Source organism: Nocardia sp. NPDC006982 (assembly GCF_042869435.1).
GTDB lineage: Bacteria > Actinomycetota > Actinomycetes > Mycobacteriales > Mycobacteriaceae > Nocardia.
On sequence record NZ_JBIAFV010000002.1, the window covers coordinates 684,121 to 702,476 of the forward strand.

Genomic DNA, 18,356 nt, shown 5'->3' on the forward strand with positions numbered 1-18,356 from the left:
GCGCATACGCATTTCGCACGGGCGGCTCCGGTGACGAGCGAGACACCGGGCTGGCAGTTCTGGATCGATCGGGGCGGCACATTTACCGATGTGGTGGCCCGTCGACCCGACGGCAAGCTCGTCACGCACAAGCTGCTCTCGGAGAATCCGGCGCGCTATGCCGACTCCGCGGTGGCGGGCATTCGCGAAATCCTCGCCGACGCGGGTGGCACCGCCGATATAGACGCCGTCCGGATGGGCACAACGGTCGCGACCAACGCACTGCTCGAGCGCAAGGGCGAACGGACCGTGCTGGTCATCACCCGCGGCTTCCGCGACGCACTGCGCATCGCCTATCAGAATCGGCCGCAGATCTTCGCGCGCGAGATCGTGCTGCCGGAGTTGTTGCACGAGCACGTGATCGAGGTTGACGAGCGCGTCACGGCCGATGGAACGGTGCTGACTCCGCCGGATCTCGACGCACTGGCGGCCGAACTGAAGCCGTTGTACGACAGCGGTATCCGCGCCGTCGCCGTCGTCTGCATGCATTCGCATCTGTATCCCGAACACGAAAAGGCGATCGGCCGGGTCGCCCGCGAGATCGGATTTCCGCAGATCTCGCTGTCCAGCGAGGTAAGCCCGCTGATGAAGCTGGTGCCGCGCGGGGACACCACGGTGGTGGACACCTACCTCTCACCGGTGCTGCGCCGCTACGTCCAGCAGGTCGCCGACCAGCTCACCGGTGTGCGGCTGATGTTCATGCAGTCCAATGGCGGACTCACCGAGGCCGGACAGTTCCGCGGTAAGGACGCCATTCTGTCCGGTCCGGCGGGCGGCATCGTCGGCATGGTACGGATGTCCGAACTCGCCGGATTCGACCGCGTCATCGGCTTCGACATGGGTGGAACCTCCACGGACGTATCGCATTTCGCGGGCGAGTACGAGCGGGTTTTCATCACGCAGATCGCCGGTGTCCGGTTGCGCGCGCCGATGCTCGATATCCATACCGTGGCGGCGGGTGGCGGTTCGATCCTGCATTTCGACGGCAGCCGCTACCGCGTCGGACCCGATTCCGCGGGCGCGGCACCCGGGCCGGCCTGTTATCGCGGCGGCGGACCGCTGACGGTCACCGATGCCAATGTGATGCTCGGCCGCATCCAATCCGAGCATTTTCCAAGGGTTTTCGGGCCGGATGGCAACCAACCGCTCGATGATGCGCTGGTGCGCGACCGATTCGCGGAACTGGCCGCAGAAATCGCGGAGAGCACCGGCGACGATCGCACACCGGAGCAGGTCGCCGAGGGCTATCTCGAAATCGCGGTCGCCAATATCGCCGCCGCCATCAAGCGGATCTCGGTACAGAAGGGCCACGATGTCACCCGCTACGCGCTGACCACCTTCGGCGGCGCGGGCGGCCAACTCGCCTGCAAGGTGGCCGATTCCCTCGGCATTCGCACCGTTGTGGTGCCGCCGATGGCCGGTGTGCTCTCGGCCCTCGGTATCGGTCTGGCCGATACCACCGCCATGCGCGAGCGTTCGGTGGAGTTGCCGCTGCACGAGGAGTCGATGGACCGTGTCGGTGAGATCGCCGATGATCTGGAGGCCACCGCTCGCGCCGAACTACTCGGTGAGGATGTACCTGTGCACCGGGTGCGTATCGTGCGGCGCGCTCAGCTGCGCTACGACGGTACCGACACCACGCTCACCGTCGAACTCACCGAACCGGCGCAGATGGCAACGGATTTCGTCGAACGTCACCGCGGCACCTACTCCTTCGTACTGGACCGCCCGATCGTGATCGAGGCGCTCTCGGTCGAGGCGACCGGGCTCACCGAATCACCCGATCTCGCCGACCTGGCCGAACCGCGCGTAGCCACCAGCGAGCCGGAGTCGGTACAACTGCACACCGGTGGCGCTCGGCGTGCGGTATTCCTTTATCGGCGTGCGGAATTGGTGCCGAAGAAAGCGGTGCGCGGGCCCGCGATCATTACCGAGGCCAATTCCACCACGGTCGTCGACGACGGCTGGCAGGCCGTGGTGAACGACCTCGGACATCTGATCATGGAACGGGTCGCGGCGGTGGCCGGACCGGAGGCGGGCACCGAAGCGGATCCGGTGCTGCTGGAGGTCTTCAACAATTTGTTCATGTCCATCGCCGAGCAGATGGGCGCGCGGCTGGAGTCGACCGCGCAGTCGGTCAATATCAAAGAGCGCCTGGACTTCTCGTGCGCGCTCTTCGATCCCGACGGCAATCTCGTCGCCAATGCGCCGCATATTCCGGTCCATCTCGGATCGATGGGCACCAGCGTCAAGGAGGTCATCCGGCGCAGGCAGGCCGGGGGCATGCGCCCCGGCGACACCTATGCCGTCAACGATCCCTACCACGGCGGCACCCATCTGCCAGACGTCACCGTGATCACGCCGGTATTCGACACCGCGGGCGCCGAGATCCTCTTTTATGTCGCCTCACGCGGCCATCACGCCGAGATCGGTGGTATCGCGCCCGGTTCGATGCCTGCGAACAGCCGTCGCATCGAAGAGGAGGGGGTCATCTTCGACAACTGGCTGCTCGTCGACGAGGGCCGGTTCCGCGAGGACGAGACGCTGCGCTTGCTCACCGAAGCGCCGTACCCGTCCCGAAATCCGGCCACCAACCTCGCCGATCTGCGCGCCCAGATCGCCGCCAATGCCAAGGGCGTCGAAGAAGTCCGGAAGATGATCGAGCACTTCGGGCTCGATGTCGTCGAGGCGTATATGCGGCATGTGCAGGACAATGCCGAGGAATCGGTGCGGCGCGTCATCGATGCGCTCGACGACGGCGAATACTCCTATGCGACCGATCTGGGTGCGACCATTCGCGTGCGAGTCACGGTGGATCGGGAAAACCGCAGCGCCACCATCGATTTCAGTGGTACCTCCGGGCAGCTCGACGGTAACTTCAACGCGCCCTATGCCGTTGCGAACGCGGCCGTCCTGTATGTGTTCCGGACGCTGGTCGCCGACGATATCCCACTCAACGACGGCTGCCTGCGACCACTGCGGATCATCGTGCCGCCCGGCTCGATGCTCGCGCCCGAACCGCCCGCCGCGGTCGTCGCGGGCAATGTCGAGACCTCCCAGGCGATTACCGGCGCACTGTACGCGGCGCTCGGCGTGCAGGCCGAGGGGTCGGGCACGATGAACAACATCACCTTCGGCAATGAACGCAGCCAGTACTACGAGACGATCGGATCCGGATCCGGTGCGGGCGACGGTTTCGATGGCGCGCCGGTGGTCCAGACCCATATGACCAACTCCCGGCTCACCGATCCGGAGGTGCTGGAGTGGCGGCTGCCGGTACTGCTCGAGGAGTTCTCGGTACGCGCTGGGAGCGGAGGCACCGGTCGATGGCGCGGTGGCGACGGTGCGGTGCGTCGGCTGCGCTTCACCGAAGCGGTGACGGTCTCGACGCTGTCGAGCCATCGCCGGGTGCCGCCGTATGGCATGGCGGGCGGCGCGCCCGGTGCCCTCGGCCGAAACCGGATCGAGCGGGCCGATGGCACGGTGCAGGACCTGAGCGGGGCGGATTCGGCGCATCTCGACCCCGGAGATGTGCTGGTCATCGAGACGCCCGGCGGTGGCGGGTACGGGAACTGATCACGTTCGACGCCGCGCCCTGGCATGAGAGTGAGACAGATCACATTCGAGTGTGTCACGTCGGAGGTAGGCCAGCTGTCCGATGGCCATGAACGACACCAAGAACGTATTGCTGGCCGGGGCGAGCGGAGTGCTGGGCGGCCACATCACCACCGCGCTCCGGCAGTCCGGCTACACCGTGATTTCGCTGTCCCGCCGCGCCGGGTCCGATGTCCAGGCCGATCTGATGAATCGCGACCACCTGCTACGCGCGGTCGAGGGCCGCACCGTCGACACCGTGGTGCACGCGGCGACGGCCCTGCGCAAGGCGCCGATGCGGCACAGGGATATGTACGCGACCAATGCGCTGCGGATCACCGGCACCGCAAACCTGCTGGCGGCCGCACGCGCCGTCGGTGCCCGGCGGGTCATCGCCGAATCCATGGTCTTCGGTTACGGCTACGGCGATTTCGGCGACCACGTGCTCACCGAGGACGACACCTTCGCGCCGACCGGCGACAAGGCGGTGGAGCCCCACCTGGAAGGCATGCGGGTCAAGGAAGAGCTGATGCTGAATGCCGATGGGCTCGAAGGCATCTCATTGCGTTACGGGCTGTTCTACGGAGCGGGCGGCACGGAGGCCATAGTCGAGATGCTGCGCAAGCGGCAATTGCCCGTGGTGAACGATCACGGACGGGTGCTGCCGTGGATCAATCTGGTCGATGCGGGTGCGGCGGTGGCACTGGCCGTCAAAGGCGGAAAGCCCGGTGCCGCATACAACATCGTGGACGACGCCCCACTCAGCTTCAGCGGACACGTCCGGCTGGTCGCCGAAACCTTCGGCGCACCAAAGCCGTTCACGCTGCCAGCCTGGATGATGCGGCCCATGTCGTACGCCTACCGCATGACACAGGCCGATATGCGAGTGTCCAACGCCAAGGCGAAGGCGGAACTCGGTTGGCAGCCCCGTTACCCATCCTGCGCGGACGGCCTGCGTGCCTTGGCCGCCGACCAGCAGGTATAGATCCCCTATCTGAATGCGCACAATTGCCCACTTCGTCACAGCCGCGAACGTGGTCGGGCGCGCCGACGCCAAGTACGCTCGGAGCAATCATGGCCACGTACTTCGATCCGACGTCATGGTCACCGATGCGGGCCGTCGACATGGGTAAACGCCTGTTCGATCAATCATTGCTCGAGCAATGGCTCGCTTACACCACCGCATGGGTGGATCCACTGGCCGACTTCGGCGCGGGCACCGTGACCGCGCTCATGCCGGACGTGCTGATGACCGTGCTCAGCGAGGGCATTCTCAGCCGGTTCGGCGGCCAGGAGGTCAGCGCCACCCTGCTCGGCCACGACCTGCACGCCACCCTGCAGGTGCTCAAGGTGCGCAGACGCGGCGCGCATTTCCAGACCAAGACCGTGCTGTCCCGGCTGCGCTGGGACGACTACCCGATCGAACAGGTCACCGTGATCGCGCACGGCGTCCGGCTGGTGCCCGGTGTGCCGACGAAGGCACGGGTGCAGCAGCTGGACCTGAACGGAACCGTCACCACCGAGGCGCTCGTCACCTGGCTCGATACCCAGCAGCGCGATTGGAAACTCGACATCGACGCGAGCGGATTGATCCGGGCGAAGCATCGCAAACGCCGGATCAGCGCGCTGGTGGAGGCGCAGGTGCGCGACAACCTGCTGACCGTCGATATCCACCGGGCGAACTGGCTGGGCATCCGGATCCCGCGCAAGCTGATCACCGCGCCGACGATCCTGCTGGATCGGCTACCGATCGACGCACGCATCGTGCACGCCACCCGCGAGGGCGATCTGGTCCGGTTCCGGGTGGAGCTGCCGGGGATAACCGGATCGTTCGATCTGGCACAGATCCGCTCGGCCATCGTGGCGGGCACCACGCTGATCATCTTCTGATCGACCGGCGAATTCCCCTTCAGACCTGGGCTTTCCACCATTCCAGCAGCGCGGCCTCGGCCTCGTCCCGGCTGAGCGGTCCGCGATCCAGGCGCAACTCCTTCAAGAATCGCCACGCCTTGCCGACCTCCGGACCCGCGGGAATGCCGAGCAGTTCCATGATCGCGTTACCGTCCAGGTCTGGACGCACCCGATCCAGATCCTCCTGCTCCTGCAGCCTGGCGATCCGCGTCTCCAGCTCGTCATAGGTGGCGCGCAGCGCGGCGGCGCGACGCTTATTGCGAGTGGTGCAGTCGGCGCGGACCAGTTTGTGCAGCCGAGGTAGCAGGTCATCGGCGTCGGTGACGTAGCGGCGCACCGCCGAATCGGTCCATTGTCCTTTGCCGTAGCCGTGAAAACGCAAGTGCAGGAACACCAGTCGCGCCACGTCCTCGGTGAACTGCTTGGGGTACTTGAGCGCGCGCATCCGCTTGCGCACCATCTTCGCGCCCACCACCTCATGGTGATGGAAGCTGACGCCGCCGCCCGGTTCATTGCGCTTGGTATCGGGCTTGCCGATGTCGTGCAGCAGCGCCGCCCAGCGCAGCACCAGATCCGGATCGCCCTCTTCCAGGTCGATGGCCTGCTGCAACACGGTCAGCGAATGCCAGTAGACATCCTTGTGCTGGTGGTGCTCGTCGATCTCCAGCTTCATCGCGGGCACCTCGGGCAGCACCAGCTGGGCCAGGCCCGTCTCGCACATGACATTGATGCCATCGATCGGATGCGCGGAGGCGATGAGCTTATCCAGTTCGGTGCGCACCCGCTCCGCGGTGATCCGCTCCAACTCACCCGCCATCGCGACGATCGCGACCCGCACCCGCGGCTCCAGTTCGAAGCCGAGCTGCGCGACGAAACGCGCCGCCCGCAGCATGCGCAGCGGATCGTCGTTGAACGAATCCTCCGGCGCCGCAGGCGTATCCAGCACTCCTGCAAGCAGCGCGTCCATCCCGCCGAGCGGATCGACGAACTCCAGCGACCCGTCGCCCCCGATCTTCACCGCCATCGCATTGACCGTGAAATCACGACGCACCAGATCACCCTCGAGCGAATCACCGAAGGTGACCTCGGGATTGCGCGACACCCGGTCATAGGTATCGCTGCGGAAGGTGGTGATCTCCAATTGCTGATCGGCCTTCGACGCACTCACCGTGCCGAACGCCAACCCGCCGGTATCCCACAGATGATCGGCCCACCCGCGCAACAACTCCTGCACCCGCTCGGGCCTGGCATCGGTGGTGAAATCCAGATCCGTCCCCAACCGTCCGAGCACCGCATCGCGGACACTGCCCCCGACCAGGTACAACTCATACCCCCGCGCGGCGAACAACTCGCCCAGCGGCGTCAACACATCGGACAACCGTCCCAGCGTGACCGCGGCCGCGGCCAGCAATCGGGTACGTCGATCCAACGCTGCATCCTCGGACTTGGGCGAAACCACGAAGTAGCAGCTTACCGAGCCCGCACAACCGATATTCCAGCGCAACCCGCGCGGCCGGACATCCTGCGCAGGCTGCCTATATGGGCGGTGTGCGAATCTCCTCTATGTAGAAGGCATATGTCCAGCCGAGCAGGCGGCACCACTCAACCACAACAGAGCTGTCTGACGAGCAACGTTCGCTCGCGTCGGCGCGAAGGTGTGGTCATCGACTCAGCCGAGTCGTCGATGCGCACGCGTTAATCTCCATCGCTGGGCGAGCACACATCCGATGCCGAAGGTTCCCGCTCAGGCGACCACCACGGAGCGAGTCTTACGAGCGACGTTCGCGGCCCGTCTCGCGTCCGAGCGGCCGAAGCGCATGCGCCGCAGGCGCGAGTCTCGGCCGCTCGGACGCGAGACAGAAGGGGGGCCGCGAACACGCAGCGCCGCAGGCGCTGCAAATCCAACACAGTAGGATTGCGTGGTGTCTCCGGCCGATCGCGCGAACAGTCGACGCCGCCAGCCCCGGCGCCGCGGTTCGGCCGCCAACGCGGCGAAACCGCGCATGCGCACGGTACGGGAAACCTCGGCGGGTGGCCTCGTCGTCGACGGGTTGGACGGGCCGAGCGATAAACGCAGTGCGGCGCTGATCGGGCGGACCGATCGGCGTGGCAGACTGCTGTGGTCGCTGCCCAAGGGACATATCGAAGAGGGGGAGACGCCCGAGCAGACCGCGATCCGGGAGGTCGCCGAGGAGACCGGAATCGATGGGATAGTGGTCGCCGAACTCGGCAGCATCGATTACTGGTTCGTCACCGAGGGTCGCCGGGTACACAAGACCGTGCATCATTATCTGCTGCGCTCCATCGGTGGTGAGCTCTCCGATGCCGACGTCGAGGTCACGCAGGTGGCGTGGGTTCCGTTGAGCGAATTGGATTCTCGGCTCGCCTATGCCGATGAGCGGCGCCTCGCCGAAGTGGCGAACCGGATGATCGACCGGATGGAGACCGGCAAGAGATGACCCAGACTTTCCGGCATCGCGCAGCGATTCCGTGGGGGGTGGTGGTCGGGCGACGGGTAGGCCTGTTCCGGATCATCGCGGCGGTCCTGACCATTCTCGGCTCGGCGACGGCGGTCCCGGTATTGCTCGCCCAGCCCGCCGCCGCCCAGCCGACGACGCCGAATAGTTCGTCGTCGCCGAAATTCCTGAAGCTGACCCTGGATTCGGTGAACCCGTCCGCGGTGACCACCACCAGCGATCCGACGCTGACGGTCGCGGGCACCGTCACCAATATCGGCGATCGGGTGGTCGAGGACATCAGTGTCCGCATCCAACGCGCCGCCGCGGTGTCGGCACCGAGCGCGCTGCGCTCGACTCTGCGCTTGGACCAGGTCAACTACGACGTGACCGGTCCGTTCGAAGATGTCGCCGACCGTTTGAGTCCCGGCCAGCGCAAACAGTTCACGATCAGCATCGCGTTGCGCTCCGGCGGCGGTACGGCCGCGCTCGATATCACCAAGCCCGGCGTTTATCCGCTGCTGCTGAATGTCAACGGGGAACCGGCCTACGGCACCCAGGCTCGCCTCGACGACGCACGGTTCCTGCTCCCGGTGCTGGGTGTACCGCCCGCGGTCGATATCAGCTCGCCGGTGCCTGCCGCGCCCGATACCCCGGTGGCGACGACGCTGCTGTGGCCGCTGGCCGACCGCCCTCGGCTGGTCGCCGGTGTCACCGGCCCGCTCAATGGAAAGGCCGAGCTCACCGACGACGAACTGGCCGCATCGCTGGGCAAGGGCGGGCGGCTGGACCAATTGCTCGGCGCCTTGGAATCGGTGCTCGGCACCAACCCGGCCAGTCGCGATCGCACGCTGAACTCGGCGGTCTGCATCGCGATCGATCCCGATCTGCTGATCACCGCACAGGTGATGACCAAGGGGTATCGCGTACTGGCCAGCCCGTCCGATCCGGACGGTGCGACCAGGGCAGGCACCGGCGCCGATCAGGCCCAGACCTGGCTGGACCGATTGCGCGCGGTCGCCGCATCGACCTGCACGGTCGCACTGCCGTTCGCACAGGTCGATATCACGGCATTGGCCGCGGTCAACGATGCCGAATTGTCCACGCGAGCGTTGAACGACCCCGCCGATATCGTCGATTCGATTCTGGCCACCAAATCGGTGCGCGGGGTCAGCGTGCCGGATTCCGGCAGTATCGATGAGAGCGCGGGAATGTTGTTGCGCGGCCACGGTTTCGGGACCGCGGTACTGGCCGATAACGCCGCCGTCCCGCTCGGCACCGCCGGTACCTCGACGGATTCGCAGCCGATCACCACCGGACGCGGCGGCGCCGGTAGTCAGGGCAGCACCAACCAGATCACCTCGAGTCAGCCGCTGCCGGAGACGAGCACGCCGGATGTGGTCCGGCTCGCCGAGATCGCCCCGGTGCCCGTCACGCCGGAACCGGCGCCGGAACCGCAGACCAGCGCCACACCGAGCACATCCGCGACGGGCACGTCCGCCCCGACGACGAATGCGGCACCCTTCGGCACGCAGACCCCGCCCGCCGATCCGGCATTGCACGCGGCGACCTTCGATATCTGGTCCGCGACCGCCCTCGCCGCCGTCGGCTCCAACCCGCCCACCCCGTCGTTCACCCCTGCACGCGTCCGCTACGACGTCACCAACGACTCCAGGATGGCCCGCCTGCAGGACGCGCTCGGCGCCATCACCTGGTCCGCGCTGAACCCGGACCCGAGCCGCCCGCACTCACTGCTGCTGGTGCCGCCGCAGCAGTGGAGCGCGAACCGGGAGGAAGCCACCGCGATCCTGAAGCAGGTCGACCTGCTGCTGCACAACAACCTCGCGACGCCGCGCACGCTCGCCGAGTTGGTCGCCGAACCGCCCGACGCACAGCCCCACGAACCCGACTATCTGCCGCAGGCCGCCCATGACGCGGTTCCGGACCGCTTCGTGCTCCCGGTCCGCGACCAGGGCCGCCGGATCACCGATCTCATGCGTTCACTCGTCGAGGTGCCCGAGACCGAGCCGACGCCGAACCAATATCTGACCCCGCTGCGCGACGGTCTGCTGCGCGTCCTGACCCTCTCCGACCGGCGCTCCGGCGATTCCGCACAGCCGGACACCTATGCCCAGCGCCGACTCGACCAGACGACGCGCACACTGGACCGGCTCTACGGTTCGGTCACCGTGCTGCCGCCCGGCGGGGTGTACACATTGGCCTCCGAACAGAGCCCATTGCTATTGGTCGCACGCAACGATCTGCCGGTCGCCATCCGGGTCCGGTTCCGGATCGAGGCGCCGACGGAGACGAAGATCACCGATCCGGGCGAGGAGACGCTGCCGCCCACCGGAAGCCGGTCGTTCCAGATCCCGACCGAGGTCACCGATAGCCGTAACCTGGTCATTCCGATCTCCCTTACCACGTCCGACGGTGTCCCACTCGGCAATCCCACCTCGGTCTCGGTGCGTTCGAACGCCTACGGTCAGACCTTGGCAATAATTACGGCGTGTGCCGGAATACTGCTGTTCCTGTTGGCCGGGCGCCGGTTGTTGCGTCGGTTCCGCGGACAGCCGGATCCGGCCGACGAGGGTTTCGATCCGGGCACCCGACGCCGGGTGAACAGGTACCGACGGGCGCGCAGGCGCGTTTTACAGCAGCAGGAGCAGCAGGAGGCGGGATGACGACGAGGACACCTCGCTCGTGCTCGGCTGTCATCGCTGTGTTGATTCGACCGACCTGCAAGCAGTCGGTCGCCTCTGATCGGTACCCGACCCCGCACCACTCATGGCATCGTGGAGGACAATCGCGTAACACCCTGGGCGTCATCGGCCCGGCGGCGGGGGATGGCATGGCGCAGGAGGCACGATGAGCGACGATGATCTATCCGCTCATCGGCAACCACCTGTTGATCGGCCCGACGGACTCCAAGCCCGCCGGGCGCCTTCGGCACCCTGGGAACGGCAACTGGCGCAGCCACCGGCAGCACCGGAGGACGCGGATATGACTCCCGATGAACGTTTCGGCGATTCGCCGCGCGTACCGCAGGTGAGTCGGCCGGGTCAGCCGCAGCGACCGGTGCCGCCGCCGCGTCCGACACCCCGGGTCGCGCAGCCGCCGACCGGACCGATGGCACCGCCCTCCGGCGCATTGCCCAGGCAACCCCGGCCGCAGCAGCGGCCGGTACCCCGTCCTCCGCAATATCCGGAACCGCAGCAATATCCCGAACCCCGGCCGCATCCGAGTCAGCAGGCACATCCGGGTCAGCGGCAATACCCGGCGCCGCCACAGCAGCCCGGCCCGGCCCGGCCGCGTCCGATGCCGCCCGGTCAACAGATGCCGCCCGGTCAACCGGTACCGGGACCGCCGGGCGCACCGCCTCGGGTCCCGCCCCAGCGTTTCGCGCCGCCGCCGAACTACCAGGCGCCGCGACCGAGCTATCAGACACCACCGCCACAGCCCCCGGCGACGCGGCAGCCGCCGATCGAACAACAGCGACCGGTAGAGCGCCAGCAACCCATCGAACGGCGGCAACCGGTGGAACAGCCGCAACGTCCCGCTCCCCGGGAAGCGGCCAGGCCACGGACCCAGGAATGGCCCGCCGCACCCGCATCGGGCCCGGTCGCCACCGAAACCAAACAGAACGCGAGCTCGCGTCTGCTGCGCGACTCCGGATCGATCGCGATCGCCACCCTGATCAGCCGCGTCACCGGCTTCGGCAAACAGCTGTTGTTGCTGACCGCGCTCGGCCCGGCCGTCGCCAGTGCTTACACCTCGGCCAACCTGATCCCGAATATGATCACCGAGCTCGTCCTCGGCGCGGTCTTGACCGCGATGGTGGTGCCGACGCTGGTGCGCGCCGAACAGGAGGACGACGACGGAGGCGTCGCATTCGTCCGCAGGCTGGTCACCGCCGCCTTCGCGGTGCTCGCCGCGGCCACGCTCTTCGCCGCGGCGGCGACGCCGTTGCTGGCGACCCGGGTCTTCGTCTCCTCGGACGGCAAGGTCAATACCGAACTGACCACGGCGCTGACCTATCTACTGGTGCCCGCCATCCTGTTCTACGGCATGTCGGCGTTGTTGACGGCGATCCTCAATACCCGCCAGAACTTCAAACCCGGGGCCTGGGCACCGGTGCTGAACAACCTCGTCGTGCTGGTCGTGCTCGGTCTCTATGCCCTCACGCCGGGCGAGATCACGCTTGATCCGGTCCGGATGAGCGATCCGAAACTGCTGGTCCTCGGCGGCGGCATCACCCTCGGTGTGGCCACCCAGGCGCTGAGCCTGCTGCCCGCGATCAAGCGCAATCAGATCGATCTGCGGCCGCTGTGGGGTGTCGACACGCGACTCAAGCAGTTCGGCAAGATGGGTTCGGCCATCATCCTGTACGTGGTGATCAGCCAGATCGGTCTGATCGTCTCGAACCACATCGCCTCGACGGCCGATGAGGCAGGCCCGGCAATCTATACCAATGCCTGGCTGCTGCTCCAGCTGCCCTACGGCGTACTCGGTGTCACGCTGCTCACCGCGATCATGCCGCGGCTGAGCCGCAACGCGGCCGCCGATGACACCCCCGCCGTCGTGGACGATCTGTCCGTCGCGACCCGATTGACGATGATCGCCCTCGTTCCGGTGGTCACCTTCCTCACGCTGGCAGGCCCGCAGGTCGGCGAGGCACTTTTCGGCTATGCACGGTTCACCGGCGACGCCGCGCGCCTGGGCGAGGCGGTCAGCTGGTCGGCGTTCACGCTGATTCCGTACTCCCTGGTGCTCATCCATCTGCGCGTTTTCTACGCGAGGGAGCAGGCATGGACGCCGACCTGGATCATCCTCGCCATCACGACGATCAAGATCCTGTTCTCGGCGCTGGCGCCTGCGCTGGCGAGCGACAGCGGTCAGGTCGTGAAAATCCTGGGTGTCGCGACCGGACTCGGCTTCCTGGCCGGTGCCGTCATCGGCGGCTATCTGCTGCACCAGAGCCTCGGCGATCTGCGCATGGTCAATGTCGGACGCACGGTTACCCGCGTCCTGCTGTCCTCGATCGCGGGTGGCGCGGTCATGCTCATCGTCGACAAGGTGCTCGGACTCGACCGCCTCTCCGGCGGACCCGGCTCGCTGATCCGGGTGATCGTATCGGCCATCGTGATGTTCGCGGTCGCCTTCGGGCTGATGCGCCTGGCCGGTATCCCGGAGATCGTCGCGATCACCGTCGCCGTCTCCCGGCGCCTCGGCTTCACCCCGCCCGCACCCGATCTCGATCTCGAGGGTCCGGTCGAGGACGAGTATGCGACGCAGGTATTCCGGCGGCCCGAGCCGTATGTGGCATACCCTGGTTTCGACCCGTACATGGATGCCCAAACGATGGTGCTACCCGTGATTCGAGCTCATACCGTTGACAGCACCGGTATGGGTGAGTTCCCGTACCCTGTTCGGCAGAGAAGCACAAGTGGCGAGTTCGCCGGAACTTCGACATATCAGGGCGAAGGAGGAACGAGGGTGAGCGACGACGCGGCGCCGGGCGGCGTCCCAGCCGCCGAATCTGCTGCGACCAAGGCAGGCGGGCTCTCCACAGATGTTCCGCCCGCCGGGGAGGCCTCCGATCCCGCATACGCGAATCAGGGTGCCGATAACGGTCCGCCGGAGCACGATTCGGCGCCCGGATCCGGTGAGCAACCGCGGGAGGCCCCGCAGCGCGATCCGATGTACGACACCGGGATGATCCCGATCCCGCCGCAGCTACCGCCGATGGACGACGTGGGTCGAAGAACGCCGCGCGGCCCCAAGCTGATTCCGGGCGCTTCCGTAGCGGGCGGCCGCTACCGGCTGCTCGCGAGTCACGGTGGATCCCGCGGACTCAAGTTCTGGCAGGCGCTCGATATCAAGCTCGACCGCGAGGTCGCGCTCACCTTCGTCGACGCCGATCAGAAGGCGACCGACAACTCCGGTCACGACGGTCCGCAGGCCATCCTGTCGCGCACGCTGCGCCTGGGCCGGATCAACTCGCCGGGCCTGGCTCGCGTACTCGATGTGGTGCGTGGCAGCTCCGGCGGCATCGTGGTGGCCGAATGGACCCCGGGCCGCTCACTGCGCGAAATGGCCGAGACGGTGCCGTCGCCGATCGGTGCCGCGCGTGCCATCCGGGCTTTGGCCTCGGCCGCCGAACTGGCCCATCGCGGCGGCGGTTCGCTGTCCATCGACCATCCGGACCGGGTCCGGATCAGTGCCACCGGTGATGCCGTGCTCGCGTTCCCGGGCACGCTGTCCGATTCCGACGCGCAATCCGATGTGCGCGGCCTCGGCGCCATGCTCTACGCGCTGATCACCGCTCGCTGGCCGATCCGTGCCGGTGGCATGACCGGCACGGCAGCGACGGTGGGCGGTTTGCGGCTGGCCGATTTCGGTTCCGACGGCACCCCCGTCGAACCGCGGCAGATCCGGCCCGAGGTGCCGTTCGAGATCTCGGCGGTCGCGGTCCGTTCGCTGGAATCGAACAAGGGCGTGCGCACCGCTGCGACCGTGCAGCATGTGCTCGAACAGGCCTCGGTGGTCGATCAGAAGACCGATTTCATCCCGGTGCTGCGCCTCGGCCAGCGTCCGTCGAGCGGTGCCGAGGAATCGCTCGCCGATCCGGAATTGCTTGCGGCCGAACGGGAACGCTCGCAGCGGATGATGTGGATCATGGTCGGGCTCGGCATTCTGGCCGCGCTCGTGGTCGGCATCATCATCTGGTGGATGGTCAGTGTCTTCGCGCCGAGCGCCTCGGACGCACCGCTCAACGAGCAGCGCAATATCGGCCTCACCACGAACAGTTCACCCGCGCCCGCGCCCACCTCCGGTGGTACGACAGGGACGGCCGCGGGCGGGGTGCCGGTTCCGGTGACGAGTGTGTCGGTGTTCTCCCCGGAGGGCACACCGGACAATGTCAGCGGTACCGGTGCGGTGCTCGATCACGATCCGGGCACCGTCTGGCGCACCGATCAGTACTTCCAGCAGTTCCCGGCGCTCAAGAAGGGCGTCGGGCTGCTGGCCACCCTGCCGAGTCCGGCCAAGCTGACGAGCGTCTCGATCGAATCGCCGAGTACGGGCACCTCGGTCGAGATCCGCACCTCCCCGACGGCCTCGCCCACGCTGGACCAGACCCAGCTGATCGGCTCGGCGCGACTAGAGAACGGCATCACCGAAATCCCGGTCCGCAGCGATCAGGCGGCCCGCTATGTGCTCGTATGGATCACCGGACTCGGCAATTCCGGTGGCCAGTTCCAGACCTCGATCGCCGACCTGCGTTTCGACGCCGCGCCGTAAGCGCCGCTCAGCTCTGCCTCTCGCCGCACGTGTCCGCCCCGTGCTCATCCGCCTCCCCGAATCTTCAGGCCATACAAGTAAGTGCCGCGACGGCTGTGTTCAGGTCCAGCGTCGCCTGCCTGGCTCGGTTTTGGGCGTCCCCGGCGAGTTACCCATGTACTTGCGAAATCAGTTGTCACCTTCCCGCAGCTTCGGATCCGCTGTGCTCCAAGTGGTCTGGTTGCTGCCGATTCTTTACTGACGATATGATCTAGCCGCGCTCTCACTCAGGGGGGAGCTCCCCGGGTTCTGGTTGTTCGATCCTGGATGCTGCGAAATTTCGATGGTGGTCGCTCGGGTCCGTCATCGCCGTGAGAGCTGTCCAAGGGGTTGGTTTTGCCGTCCGAACTGAACGAGGATTCCCACGGGGGGAAGGCGCGGCCTGTTGCGTTCCCTGAGCGTTCGTTCGTCCCCGACGAGCTCAGCGATGTCGAACTGCTGCACGCCCACGTGCGCGGTCAGCGGCATGCCTTCGCCGAGCTGCTGCGCCGCCATAACGACCACCTCTGGCAGACCGCCCTGCGCACCTCCTATACCCGCGAGGACGCGGCTGATTCGCTGCAGGATGCCCTGCTCTCGGCACACCGCACCGCGGCCACCTTCCGCGCCGAGGCCGAGGTGCGCAGCTGGCTGCACGCCATCGTGGTGAACGCCTGCCTGGACCGGATCCGGCGCAATAAGACCCGTCGCGCGGTATCGCTGTCGCCGGATACCATGCCGGAACCCAAGGACACCCGCGACGATATCGCCGAACTGGAAATGTCACTCGTCATCGACCGTGCGCTGTTCACGCTGCCGGAGGAGCAGCGGGCGGCGCTTGTCGCGGTGGAACTGGAGGGGCGTAGTGTCGCGGAAACAGCGGCGCTGCTCGGCGTTCCGGAGGGCACCATCAAGAGCCGATGCGCGCGCGGCCGACAGCGGCTCCAAGAACGTTTGGAGTTTCTGCGTGATCCGGGGAACCGGAAGTAGTCGAGATGCGTCATTAACAGTGACGGACAACCAGACGATGTACTGGCAGCTCCGCCCGCGACATGTGGGCGGGCATCTACTCGAGAATCCGGAGGTGCGATGGCGACCCGATCCGATCCGCAGCCTCCGTTCTCACCCGAACTGCTCGCCGATCTACATGCCGACAATGTGGCGCCGGAGCTGAGCGAGCAGCTGTGGCCGATGGTCCGCAATGATCCGGACGCCCTGCGGTTCCTGAACTCCCTCGACGATGTCAGTGCCGAATTGCGCGCACTCGGCCGGGACGAGCACGTCATCCACGCCATGCCCGCCGATATCGCGGCCCGGCTGGAGGAGTTCGTCGAAGGCCTCGATGTGGCAGAAGAGCCCAGCGAGCAGGTCGGAACCGTGCATCGGCTGTACTCGGCCACCACACGGCCGGAATCGTCGGTGCCGGTGTGGCCCGAATCCGCCGATGACGCAAAGCATTCCGGGCACGAGGCTGCCATCCCGCTGACGCGACACGGCACACGCAGACTCCGCTGGCTCGCCGCCGCGGCCGCCGTGATCGCGATAGTGGCCTGTGTGGCGGTCGCGGTCGACGCACTGCGCGGGCACGAGGTGGCCCCGAGCGCCCACCCGACCACCAGCGGCAATGTCCAACTCGGTGACGAGCTCGACGCCACCGTCGCATTGAGGGCCCTCGGTCGCAATGACGTCACCGGCGCACTCGGCACTCCGGCGGCCCTGAACCGCTGCGTCCACGCCAACGGCCTGGACCGCACCGTCCTCGGTTCGACCGACACCACCTTCGGGGGCAGGGACGCCGTGCTGATCCTGCTCACCGGCCCGCGTCCGCACAAGATCACCGCACTGGTCGTCGGAATCGGTTGCGGCACCGACGATCCGCAACAGTTGGCACTCACCGACATCGGTTGACGAGTGGGCGACGTCACGTCGTGTGGTTGTCCCACATCACGTCGGGAACAACACCGTTTACCCTGTTGTTGACCGACACGTCTAACGAATCTCCCTCGGAAGGGTCACATGAGCAACGCAGTTCGCGACTTGATCATCGTCGGCTCCGGACCCGCCGGCTATACCGCCGCCGTCTACGCAGCCCGCGCCGAACTCCAGCCCCTGCTGTTCGAGGGCACCCAGTTCGGCGGCGCGCTGATGACCACCACCGAGGTCGAAAACTTCCCCGGTTTCCGCGCCGGCATCATGGGCCCGGATCTGATGGAGGAGATGCGCGAACAGGCCAAGCGGTTCGGCGCCGATATCCGGACCGAGGATGTGGACGCCATCGATCTGAACGGCCCGATCAAGACGGTCACCGTCGGCGATGAGACCCACCAGGCCTACGCCGTAATCCTCGCCATGGGCTCGGCCGCGCGCTATCTGAACGTGCCCGGTGAGCAGAAGCTGCTCGGCCGCGGTGTCAGCGCCTGCGCCACCTGCGACGGCTTCTTCTTCAAGGGCCAGGACATCGTCGTGGTCGGCGGTGGCGACTCCGCGATGGAAGAGGCGACCTTCCTCACCAAGTTCGCCAGCACCGTGACCATCGTGCACCGCCGCGAGGAATTCCGTGCCTCACGCATCATGCTGGAGCGCGCCAAGGCCAACGAGAAGATCAAGTTCGTGCTCAACGCCGAGGTCGCCGCGGTTAACGGCGATACCAGCGTGACCAGCCTGACACTGCGCGATACCCGTACCGGCGAGACCTCCGAACTGGCCGCGACCGGCCTATTCGTGGCGATCGGACACGATCCGCGCAGCGAGCTGGTCAAGGATCAGGTGGAGCTGGACGACGAGGGCTACGTGCAGGTGCTGCATCCGTCGACCGCTACCAAGGTGCCCGGCGTCTTCGCCGCGGGCGATCTGGTAGATCACACCTACCGCCAGGCCATCACCGCCGCGGGCACCGGCTGCCGCGCCGCGATCGACGCCGAGCGCTGGCTGGCCGAACAGGGTGACATCACCTCGAACACCCTGGATCACGCAGGCAACTCAGTTGCCGTGCCCGCCAACTGATCTCATCACTTTTTGCACTACAAGGAGATACCC

10 protein-coding genes are annotated in these 18,356 nt (G+C 66.7%); 9 read left to right on the forward strand and 1 reads right to left on the reverse strand.

Annotated elements, in window-relative coordinates; translation table 11 throughout:
• Positions 1-30 precede the first annotated feature (30 nt).
• The 3 genes from ACFYOW_RS12060 (at position 31) to ACFYOW_RS12070 (ending at position 5,523) form a co-directional block, all read left to right on the forward strand.
• The gene (locus ACFYOW_RS12060) at positions 31-3,615 is read left to right on the forward strand and encodes a hydantoinase B/oxoprolinase family protein (RefSeq protein WP_387287042.1); all 3,585 of its coding nucleotides are present in this window, start codon (positions 31-33) and stop codon (positions 3,613-3,615) included.
• Positions 3,616-3,697: 82 nt separating this feature from the next.
• Positions 3,698-4,618, forward strand: a complete 921-nt coding sequence (locus tag ACFYOW_RS12065; RefSeq protein ID WP_387287044.1) for an NAD-dependent epimerase/dehydratase family protein — start codon at positions 3,698-3,700, stop codon at positions 4,616-4,618.
• An 89-nt stretch (positions 4,619-4,707) separates the two neighbouring features.
• Positions 4,708-5,523: a hypothetical protein gene (locus ACFYOW_RS12070; protein WP_387287046.1), complete on the forward strand. Its 816-nt coding sequence runs from the start codon at positions 4,708-4,710 to the stop codon at positions 5,521-5,523.
• A 19-nt stretch (positions 5,524-5,542) separates the two neighbouring features.
• On the opposite strand, the gene ACFYOW_RS12075 is transcribed toward ACFYOW_RS12070, so the two are convergent.
• Positions 5,543-6,973, reverse strand: coding sequence for a CCA tRNA nucleotidyltransferase (locus ACFYOW_RS12075; RefSeq protein WP_387287048.1), 1,431 nt, complete (start codon positions 6,971-6,973; stop codon positions 5,543-5,545).
• A 493-nt stretch (positions 6,974-7,466) separates the two neighbouring features.
• Here ACFYOW_RS12075 and ACFYOW_RS12080 point away from each other — a divergent pair, with 493 nt between their 5' ends.
• The 6 genes from ACFYOW_RS12080 to trxB all read left to right on the forward strand — a co-directional run bounded on the left by ACFYOW_RS12080 (position 7,467) and on the right by trxB (position 18,323).
• On the forward strand, positions 7,467-8,003 hold the full coding sequence (locus tag ACFYOW_RS12080; protein WP_387287050.1) for an NUDIX hydrolase: 537 nt from the start codon (positions 7,467-7,469) through the stop codon (positions 8,001-8,003).
• Positions 8,000-10,684, forward strand: a complete 2,685-nt coding sequence (locus ACFYOW_RS12085) for a DUF6049 family protein (protein ID WP_387287052.1) — start codon at positions 8,000-8,002, stop codon at positions 10,682-10,684. The genes ACFYOW_RS12080 and ACFYOW_RS12085 overlap by 4 nt, the downstream gene beginning before the upstream one ends.
• Before the next feature lie 184 nt (positions 10,685-10,868).
• The gene (locus ACFYOW_RS12090) at positions 10,869-15,302 is read left to right on the forward strand and encodes a lipid II flippase MurJ (protein ID WP_387287054.1); all 4,434 of its coding nucleotides are present in this window, start codon (positions 10,869-10,871) and stop codon (positions 15,300-15,302) included.
• A gap of 369 nt (positions 15,303-15,671) precedes the next feature.
• Entirely contained in the window at positions 15,672-16,310 is a 639-nt protein-coding gene (gene sigM / locus ACFYOW_RS12095) for an RNA polymerase sigma factor SigM (protein WP_387287056.1), read from the forward strand.
• 99 nt (positions 16,311-16,409) lie between these two features.
• On the forward strand, positions 16,410-17,228 hold the full coding sequence (locus ACFYOW_RS12100) for a hypothetical protein (RefSeq protein WP_387287058.1): 819 nt from the start codon (positions 16,410-16,412) through the stop codon (positions 17,226-17,228).
• Between the two features lie 108 nt (positions 17,229-17,336).
• On the forward strand, positions 17,337-18,323 hold the full coding sequence (gene trxB / locus ACFYOW_RS12105) for a thioredoxin-disulfide reductase (protein ID WP_387287060.1): 987 nt from the start codon (positions 17,337-17,339) through the stop codon (positions 18,321-18,323).
• Positions 18,324-18,356: the final 33 nt, after the last annotated feature.

Coding starts and splice junctions, on each gene's coding strand:
- ACFYOW_RS12065 (WP_387287044.1), top strand. CDS start 3,698: ATGGCCATGAACGACACCAAGAACGTATTGCTGGCCGGGGCGAGCGGA.
- ACFYOW_RS12070 (WP_387287046.1), top strand. CDS start 4,708: ATGGCCACGTACTTCGATCCGACGTCATGGTCACCGATGCGGGCCGTC.
- ACFYOW_RS12085 (WP_387287052.1), top strand. CDS start 8,000: ATGACCCAGACTTTCCGGCATCGCGCAGCGATTCCGTGGGGGGTGGTG.
- ACFYOW_RS12090 (WP_387287054.1), top strand. CDS start 10,869: ATGAGCGACGATGATCTATCCGCTCATCGGCAACCACCTGTTGATCGG.
- ACFYOW_RS12100 (WP_387287058.1), top strand. CDS start 16,410: ATGGCGACCCGATCCGATCCGCAGCCTCCGTTCTCACCCGAACTGCTC.
- trxB (WP_387287060.1), top strand. CDS start 17,337: ATGAGCAACGCAGTTCGCGACTTGATCATCGTCGGCTCCGGACCCGCC.